The 7,080-nt window shown below is 71.8% G+C and carries 6 protein-coding genes; 4 read left to right on the top strand and 2 right to left on the bottom strand.

Features of this window, described 5'->3' with window-relative positions; genetic code table 11:
- Positions 1-484, bottom strand: a 484-nt coding sequence (locus OCU29_RS00140) for a hypothetical protein (protein ID WP_261818336.1), incomplete at its 3' end; no start/stop codon positions are given.
- A gap of 606 nt (positions 485-1,090) precedes the next feature.
- Here OCU29_RS00140 and OCU29_RS00145 point away from each other — a divergent pair.
- Positions 1,091-2,077, top strand: a complete 987-nt coding sequence (locus OCU29_RS00145) for a serine/threonine-protein kinase (RefSeq protein ID WP_261818337.1) — start codon at positions 1,091-1,093, stop codon at positions 2,075-2,077.
- 427 nt (positions 2,078-2,504) lie between these two features.
- On the opposite strand, the gene msrA is transcribed toward OCU29_RS00145, so the two are convergent.
- Positions 2,505-3,182 (bottom strand): peptide-methionine (S)-S-oxide reductase MsrA, encoded by a 678-nt coding sequence (msrA, locus tag OCU29_RS00150; protein WP_306798996.1) that lies wholly within the window; start codon positions 3,180-3,182, stop codon positions 2,505-2,507.
- Between the two features lie 54 nt (positions 3,183-3,236).
- Here msrA and OCU29_RS00155 point away from each other — a divergent pair, with 54 nt between their 5' ends.
- Genes OCU29_RS00155 through ilvA form a run of 3 tightly spaced genes read left to right on the top strand, consistent with a single transcriptional unit; the run spans position 3,237 to position 7,036 of the window.
- On the top strand, positions 3,237-4,400 hold the full coding sequence (locus tag OCU29_RS00155) for a cystathionine gamma-synthase (RefSeq protein WP_261818338.1): 1,164 nt from the start codon (positions 3,237-3,239) through the stop codon (positions 4,398-4,400).
- Between the two features lie 36 nt (positions 4,401-4,436).
- Complete coding sequence (locus tag OCU29_RS00160; protein WP_261818339.1) at positions 4,437-5,825, top strand: AI-2E family transporter; 1,389 nt, start codon at positions 4,437-4,439, stop codon at positions 5,823-5,825.
- Entirely contained in the window at positions 5,822-7,036 is a 1,215-nt protein-coding gene (gene ilvA / locus OCU29_RS00165) for a threonine ammonia-lyase (RefSeq protein WP_261818340.1), read from the top strand. The genes OCU29_RS00160 and ilvA overlap by 4 nt, the downstream gene beginning before the upstream one ends.
- Positions 7,037-7,080: the final 44 nt, after the last annotated feature.

Consider the following 7,080-nt stretch of genomic DNA (forward strand, 5'->3'; position numbering starts at 1 on the left):
TCACCGAGACGCTGCCGTTGGTGACGTCGACGGTCCGCGAAGACACGTTGATCGAATCCACGACCGGCGCGATCTCATCGACAGCATTCCCCGTGTTGACGACGGTGAAGGAGCCGAGGGGCGGGTCGACGCGGTTCATGCTGACGTCGCGGACGAAGAAGCTGGTGCTCCATTCTCCGGGGTTTGAGTTGGCGGGGAAGGTGAGGGTCGCGGCGTACATGCCGTCGGCTGACGTGCCGCTCGTGCGGACCAGGTCGCCTCCGCTGGTGCCTTGACTGCCGCGGTAGGCGTAGGCGCTGCCGTAGTTGAACCCTGAGTCGGCGTCGGTGATGTGAGCGGTGATGGTCACCGAGACGCTGCCGTTGGTGACGTCGACGGTCCGCGAAGACACGTTGATCGAATCCACGACCGGCGCGATCTCATCAACAGCGGCGGCGAATGCCGCGCTTGGAAAACCCGCGGACATGACGATGAGCGCGGACATCGCCGCTCTCGCAAAAATGGCCTTCACTGTTCCCCCGACCAACAAGTGCCGGACGTGCCTGCCGGCGATCGAGATCAGAGTAAAGACTCATTCAGCCTCGCGCTGAATCTTGGCGGTCACTGGGCACCAGTTCTGGGGTGTGGCCACCCCGGTCACGAGCGCGCGGGAAAGGGCACCCCCTTGTTGCTGTGGCACCTATAGCCATTTGCGTGCTTTGCCAGGTACTGCTGCTGCTTCCCATCCACCTCGGTGACGACGCGCTGCGTGTCGCTGAAGAGAAGCAGGAGCTCCATCCGCTGCCGCGGCAACTGCGTCCCGTTGCCAGGTTGCGTCGCGTGCGCTTGTCGTACGGGTCGTAGTGCAGATGCACCTGCGGGATGAGCGCCGGATTTCGTACGAGGCCTTGTACCGGCCAGCGTAGGCCTCAGGACTACCGTTTCGGCCGGGCTGTCGAGCGACGCCGCGAGGCGACGGTGGAGCTCGAGGCCGGACGGCTCGGTCATCGTGCGTCTCCTGGAGTCGCTCGCGCTTGCGACGGGAGGACGCCCTCCGGTGCCGGATTCTCTGGGCGGTCGAGGGAGGCACAGGGAGGCTAGGCTCGGGCTCATGCAAGACGCCGACCCCACGCGGCTCCAGAGGGTCGCTCGCGACCACGGGCTTGACCTGCTGCCGACGCCCGAGCCACTTGCCGGGTACTACCGGCACGCGGTCGTGGGTCGCGGCGGTCAGGGGTCGGTCTACCTCGCCACCCGGGATGAGGGGGGCCGGTACCAGCACTGCGCCCTGAAGGTGTTCTCCGGCCCGCTGGGTGACGACGACCGGCGACGCATCGCCCGCAGCCTCGACATCCAGGCTGGCTTCGCCCGGGACTGGGCCCCGTCGATCCTCGACGCCGACGTCGACGCCGCGGCCCCCTGGGTGGCGCAGTCGTGGGCTGGGCTCTCGCTTTCCGAAGTACTCAGGAGTCAGCGACCGGGCCGCGCCCTGTCGACCCGCTTCGACGTCCTGAGAAAGTTGGCAAGAGCTCTCCAAGTCCTGCACCGGCTAGGGGTGACACACCGCGACGTGAAGCCCTCCAACGTGCTGATCTCTCCACCCTACGGAGGCGGCTTCGCCCGAGTCGTCTTGTGCGACTTCGACCTCGCGCGCCAGGGGGACCTTGCGACCATCACCGCGACGGGTGCCGTGATGGGCACCCTTCTCTACATGGCCCCCGAGCAGTGGCTGGGGCGCCGCGCGACCAGCGCCAGCGACGTCTACTCGTTCGCGGTCACCGCGCTGGAGGTGCTGACAGGTGACACGCAGGTCGAGGCGCGCCTGCCGGGGGGAGTGCCCGCCGCGGGCCCGGTCCAGTTGCCGCCGCACGCTCGCGCCGCCCTCGTGCGGCCCGAGTTGGCCGACTGGATGGAGGCGGCGCTGCGCGCGGACCCCGAGGCGCGGCCCGACCGCTTACCGGTGGACCCCCTTTGGCACGTTGAGCGAGACCTCCGCAGGCAGGAGCGACAGACGGCCCGCGACCGGCACTGGTCCACCGCTGACCCTAGTGCCGGCGTGACGCATCGGGGCGGCGGAAGCGCGCGCGGCTTCGGCTAGGCAGGGGCGGCCCGCCTGGCGAGCAACGCGCTCGCCGACGCACGCGTGCTGTCCAGGCGGGTGCCCAGTGCTGCGGCTACGGCTTGGGGCAGTTGCGGCGGTCATGCCCTGCGCTACCGCAGTTGCCGCACCGTCCCGCGTTCTGGGGCACCGTGCACGTGCGCCGGTCGTGCCCAGAGCGCCCGCAGTGGCTGCACGTCCTCGTCCCTGTCATGTCTGACCCCCAAGTCGTCTGGTCTGCAAAGGGTACGACGCCGCGGCCCAACTCGGGATGCAAAGCCACCAAGAGATCAGGCGTCCGCGGGAGTGCGGAGCCCGCGGGCGCAGCGGGCCCGGCGGCGGGCAGCCTGCCCGGCCGGACCTGACCCAGGGCGGCCCGGCTTCCCAGCCCCCGCTTACAGCGCCACACGGGCAAGGCTGGTGTGTCTCAGGCACCCGCTGGGAAAGGAACTCCCGTATTGCTGTGGCACCGATAGCCATTCACGTGCTTGGCCAGGTACTGCTGGTGCACGTCCTCGGCGTAGTAGTACGTCGGCGACTCGCGGACCTCCGTGGTGATCTCGCCCAGACCGCGACGGGCGAGCTCGTCGCCGTACACACGGGTCAGCTCGAGGGCGGTCGTCTCCTGCTCGGGCGTGGTCCAGTAGATAGCGGAGCGGTACTGGGTGCCGACGTCGTTGCCCTGGCGCATGCCCTGGGTGGGGTCGTGCACCTCGAAGAACGCCTTGACCAGGTCGGCGTAGGAGACGACGGCGGGGTCGAAGACGACGCGCACGGCCTCGGTGTGGTTGGTGCGCCCCGAGCAGACCTCCTCGTAGGAGGGGTGCGGGGTGTCGCCACCGGCGTACCCGACCGACGTCGACCAGACGCCGGGCATCTTCCAGTAGAGCTCCTCGGCGCCCCAGAAGCAGCCGAGGCCGAAGACCGCGACCTCGTGGCCGGCGGGGGCCTCGTCGGTGACGACGGGCGCGTCGAGCACGACGTGGCGCTCGGCGATGTGCCAGGGGCTCTCGCTGCGCCCCGGCAGCGTCTCGTCGGGGGCGATCAGGTCGGTCTGCTTGCGGGTGAAGAACATGCGGTGGTCCTCCTGGGAGTCGGTGTCCACCCTGCACAACACCGGGGGAGCCGCAATGGTTCCCGCCGTGGGTACCCTCGACGGGTGAGTGAGCAGCAGCACCTGGCCAAGGCGGGCTTCGAGACCCGCGCCATCCACGCCGGCTACGAGCCGGACCCCACGACGGGGGCGGTGATCCCGCCGATCTACGCCACGTCGACGTACAAGCAGGACGGCGTCGGCGGCCTGCGCGGCGGCTACGAGTACTCCCGCTCGGCGAACCCCACGCGCACCGCGCTCGAGGGCAACATCGCCGCCCTCGAGCAGGGCGAGCGCGGCTTCGCCTTCGCCTCCGGCCTGGCCGCCGAGGACACCCTCGTGCGCTCGCTGTGCACCCCGGGCGACCACGTGGTCATCCCCGACGACGCGTACGGCGGCACCTACCGCCTCTTCGACAAGGTCGAGAAGGCCTGGGGCCTGGAGCACAGCCCGGCGCCCGTCTCCGACGTCGACGCGGTGCGGGCCGCGATCCGCCCCGGGCAGACGAGGCTGGTCTGGGTCGAGACCCCGACCAACCCGATGCTGACCATCGGCGACATCGAGGCCCTGGCGGCCGTGGCCCACGAGGCCGGCGCGCTGCTCGTCGTCGACAACACCTTCGCCTCTCCCTACCTGCAGCAGCCGCTGACCCTCGGCGCCGACGTGGTGCTGCACTCGACCACGAAGTACTGCGGCGGGCACTCCGACGTCGTCGGCGGCGCGCTGGTCGTGCGCGACCTCGAGGTCGCCGACAAGGTCGCCTTCCACCAGAACGCCATCGGCGCCGTGGCCGGGCCCTTCGACGCGTGGCTGACGCTGCGCGGGCTCAAGACCCTGGGCGTGCGCATGGACCGGCACTGCGACAACGCCGAGAAGGTCGTCGACTTCCTGCTCGACCACCCGAAGGTCGAGCAGGTCGTCTACCCCGGGCTCGAGTCGCACCCCGGCCACGACGTCGCCGCCAAGCAGATGAAGCGCTTCGGCGGGATGGTCTCCTTCCGCGTCACCGGCGGCGAGCAGGCTGCGCTGGCGGTCTGCGAGGGCACCGAGGTCTTCACGCTCGGTGAGTCCCTCGGCGGCGTCGAGTCGCTCATCGAGCACCCCGGCCGGATGACCCACGCCAGCGTCGCCGGAACCGACCTCGAGGTCCCCGCCGACCTCGTGCGGCTCTCCGTCGGCATCGAGACCGCCGACGACCTCATCGCCGACCTCGACCGCGCCCTCGGGTGAGCGCCGCGGACGGCCGGGTCGCATAGGTTGACCGGCGTGGACGAGCAGCTGAGCAGCCCCGACCCCGCCGGCCCCGACCCGGCAGGTGACGTCGCGGTCGCGCAGCCCGACCCCGCCGCGCCGGCCCCCGGCGGGCGGCTGCGACGCCGCACCCGGCGGCCCCGCTCGGTCGAGGAGGAGGAGGGCCTGGCCCACCGGCTCTTCCAGCAGTGGAGCCAGCTGCGCGACGAGCGCGAGCGCCGGCTCACCCCGCCCGAGCTGGCCAGCGGCGCCGACGCCTACCCCCGCACCCACGTCCCCCCCGGGGTCGACCTGGCCGCCGCGTGGGCATGGCGGTTCCTGGTGATCGTGGCCGCCGGCGCGGTCATCGCCTGGACCGTCGGCTACCTGTCGGTCATCGTGCTGCCGATCGTGGTGGCCCTGCTCGTGACCGCGCTGGCCGTGCCCGCGGTCGACCTGCTCGTCCGCCTGCGGGTGCCCCGCGGGGTGGCCGCACTGCTCGTCGTCGTCGGCGGGCTGGCCACGGTCGGCGGGCTGCTGACCTTCGTGGGCCAGCAGGTGGCCAACGGCGCCACCGACCTGGCCGAGCAGACCGTCGCCGGCCTCGGCCAGATCCGCACCTGGCTCGAGGACGGCCCCCTCAACGCCAGCGACTCCCAGGTCGACCGGTGGATCAACGACGCGCAACGCCTGATCACCGACCAGACCAGCGACGGACAGGTCGTCAGCCGGATCACCGAGGTCGGCACCACGCTGACCCACGTGGTCGCCGGCTTCTTCATCGTGCTCTTCGCGACCTACTTCTTCATGGCCGACGGCCAGCGGATCTGGTCGTGGCTGGTGCGGCTGGCCCCGCGCGCGGCCCGCCCCCGGGTGGACTCCTCGGGCCGGGTCGCCTGGATCTCGCTGACGCAGTTCGTGCGGGCCACCGTCATCGTGGCGCTCGTCGACGCCATCGGCATCGCCACCTGGGCCTGGTTCCTGGGCGTGCCGTTCGTGGCCGCCATCGGCGTGCTGGTCTTCCTGGGCGCCTTCGTGCCGATGATCGGTGCCACCATCGCCGGTGTCGTGGCGGTCCTGGTGGCCCTGGTCGCCCAGGGCCCGGTGGCCGCGCTGCTGATGCTGGTCGGCGTCATCGTCGTCCAGCAGGTCGAGGGCCACGTGCTCCAGCCGTTCCTGATGGGGCGCTGGGTCTCGGTGCACCCGCTCGCGGTGATCCTCGCGATCGCGGCCGGCGTGATCGTCGCCGGGATCGCCGGGGCGCTCGTCGCGGTGCCGCTCGCGGCGGCCGTCAACGCCGTCGTGCAGCACCTGGCCGCCAACACCGCGCCCGGTGACGACCCACAGGAGGAGCTCGCCGAGGACTACGAGGAGAGCGGCGCCAGCGTCGACGTGCAGGAGCACCCCGAGGAGGCCCCGTCGTGAGCCACCAGCCCACCGTCGGCCTGGCCGAGATCGAGGCCGCCCGCGAGGTCCTCGCCGGCGTCGCGGTGCGTACGCCGATGGAGGAGTCGCGCTGGCTCTCCCAGCTGGTCGGCGGCGAGGTGCGCCTCAAGGCCGAGAACCTCCAGCGCACCGGCTCCTTCAAGGCCCGCGGCGCCTACGTGCGGATCTCCCGGCTCAGCGAGGAGGAGCGCGCCCGTGGCGTCGTCGCCGCCTCGGCCGGCAACCACGCGCAGGGCGTGGCGCTGGCCGCGCAGCTGCTCGGCATCTCGGCGACCGTCTTCATGCCCGAGGGCGCCCCGATCCCCAAGGAGCGCGCGACCCGCGGCTACGGCGCCGAGGTCGTCTTCACCGGCCAGTACCTCGAGGACGCGCTGGTCGCGGCTCACGAGTTCGCCGAGCGCACCGGGGCGGTGCTGATCCACCCCTTCGACCACGCCGACGTCGTGGCCGGTCAGGGTACCGTCGGGCTGGAGATCATCGAGCAGCTGCCGGAGGTCGCCACCGTGGTGGTGCCCACCGGGGGTGGTGGGCTGCTGGCCGGCGTCGCGCTGGCGGTCAAGGCGCTGCGCCCCGACGTACGGGTCGTGGGCGTGCAGGCCAAGGACGCCGCGGCCTACCCCGGGTCGCTGGAGGCCGGCCGGCCCACACCGCTGGCGGTGATGCGCACGATGGCCGACGGCATCGCCGTCGGCCGCCCCGGAGACCTGACCTTCGCCGCCGTCGTCGAGCACGTCGACGAGGTGGTCACCGTCAGCGAGGACTCCCTGGCGCGTGCGGTGCTGTCGCTGGCCGAGCGCGCCAAGCTCGTCTGCGAGCCCGCCGGCGCGGCCGCGGTCGCGGCGCTGCTGGACCGGCCCGAGGCGTTCGAGGCGCCGGTGGTGGCCGTGCTCTCGGGCGGCAACATCGACCCGCTGCTGCTGGGCAAGGTGATCCGCCACGGCATGGCCGCGGCCGGGCGCTACCTCAACCTAGACGTCACGATCCCCGACGCCCCCGGCGGCCTCGCGCGGCTGCTCACCGAGGTCAGCGCCGCCGGCGCCAACGTGCTCGAGGTCGCCCACGAGCGCATCTCGCCGGCATTGTCGATGGACGAGGTCGAGGTGCACCTGCAGCTCGAGACGCGGGGCCCCGAGCACTCCGACTCCGTGCTGACGCGGCTGCGCGAGCACGGCTACCGCGTCCAGCAGTAGCGGCGACGAGCGCTATCGAGGACCGTCGTCGGGGCCGGGTGAGG

The organism is Nocardioides sp. OK12 (genome assembly GCF_024341885.1).
Lineage (GTDB): Bacteria > Actinomycetota > Actinomycetes > Propionibacteriales > Nocardioidaceae > Nocardioides > Nocardioides marinisabuli.

Coding starts and splice junctions, on each gene's coding strand:
- OCU29_RS00145 (WP_261818337.1), top strand. CDS start 1,091: ATGCAAGACGCCGACCCCACGCGGCTCCAGAGGGTCGCTCGCGACCAC.